A 1322-nucleotide genomic window follows, 5' to 3' on the forward strand; every position below is an offset into this window, starting at 1 on the left:
CCGAAGCCCGTGGCCCAACCCACTTGTGGGGGGGAGCGGTCGAAGGTGGGGCTGGCGATTGGGACGAAGTCGTAACAAGGTAGCCGTACCGGAAGGTGCGGCTGGATCACCTCCTTTCTAAGGAGCATCAGGTTCCTGAGGGTTCACCCTTTCAGGGACCCAGTCGCGGTCACCAGCGGATGTCTGGTGCGCGGCTTGCTCATTAGTGGAGCACTGGCTATTCGGTTCGGTTGGATCGCTGCCGGGCTAGTACCGTCTTGGTTTCCCCTTCTTCACGGAGGGGGTGTCGGGGAGTGGGAACGTCTGGGTCGGGGGTTTGGCTGGGTCGGGCACACTGTTGGGTCCTGAGGAAACGGACCGTTCGGCACTCAGGCCACCGTTGGGTGGCCTGAGTGTTGAGAGCCCTCGGTTTCGGGGGTTGGTGTTTCTTCTGGACGGGACCAGCCTTCTGCCATACCGGTTCCATTGCCCTGGTTGGGGTTGTGGGGTGTTTGGTGGCGGGTCTGTGCTGGTCGGCTGTTTGTTGTTTGTGAATTGCATAGTGGACGCGAGCATCTTTGTGGCCAAGTTTTTTAGGGCACACGGTGGATGCCTTGGCATCAGGAGCCGATGAAGGACGTGGGAGGCTGCGTTAAGCCTCGGGGAGTCGCCAACCAGACGTTGATCCGGGGATGTCCGAATGGGGAAACCTAGCACCAGTCATGTGGTGTTGCCTCCGCTTGAATGTATAGGGCGGTTGGTGGTAACGCGGGGAAGTGAAACATCTCAGTACCCGTAGGAAGAGAAAACAATAGTGATTCCGTGAGTAGTGGTGAGCGAAAGCGGATGAGGCTAAACCGTATGCGTGTGATAGCCGGCAGGTGTTGCGCATGTGGGGTTGTGGGACCCTCTGGTGGTTGCTGCCGTGACCACAGACAGTGAGAAATCAGCGGGGTAGTCGAAAGCTCTGGGAAGGGCTGCCGTAGACCGTGAGAGCCGGGTAGGCGAAACTTTGTTGACTGTTTGAGGGGATCCCAAGTAGCACGGGGCTCGAGGAATCCTGTGTGAATCTGCCAGGACCACCTGGTAAGCCTAAATACTCCCTGGTGACCGATAGTGGACAAGTACCGTGAGGGAAAGGTGAAAAGCGCCCCGGTGAGGGGTCGTGAAATAGTACCTGAAACCGTGTGCCTACAAGCCGTAGGAGCGTACATGGCCTTCGGGTTGTGTGTGATGTGACTGCGTGCCTTTTGAAGAATGAGCCTGCGAGTTATGGTGTGTGGCGAGGTTAACCCGTGTGGGGGAGCCGTAGCGAAAGCGAGTCTGAATAGGGCGTTTGAGTC

At 57.9% G+C, this 1322-nt stretch carries 2 rRNA genes; both read left to right on the forward strand.

What is annotated here, in order from left to right:
* Positions 1 to 117, forward strand: a 16S ribosomal RNA gene (locus ABGB08_RS54600); the annotation flags it as partial.
* Positions 118 to 561: 444 nt separating this feature from the next.
* Positions 562 to 1322: ribosomal RNA gene (locus ABGB08_RS54605) — 23S ribosomal RNA — on the forward strand; the annotation flags it as partial.

The sequence above is a fragment of the Acrocarpospora sp. B8E8 genome (assembly GCF_039871605.1).
GTDB lineage: Bacteria > Actinomycetota > Actinomycetes > Streptosporangiales > Streptosporangiaceae > Acrocarpospora > Acrocarpospora macrocephala.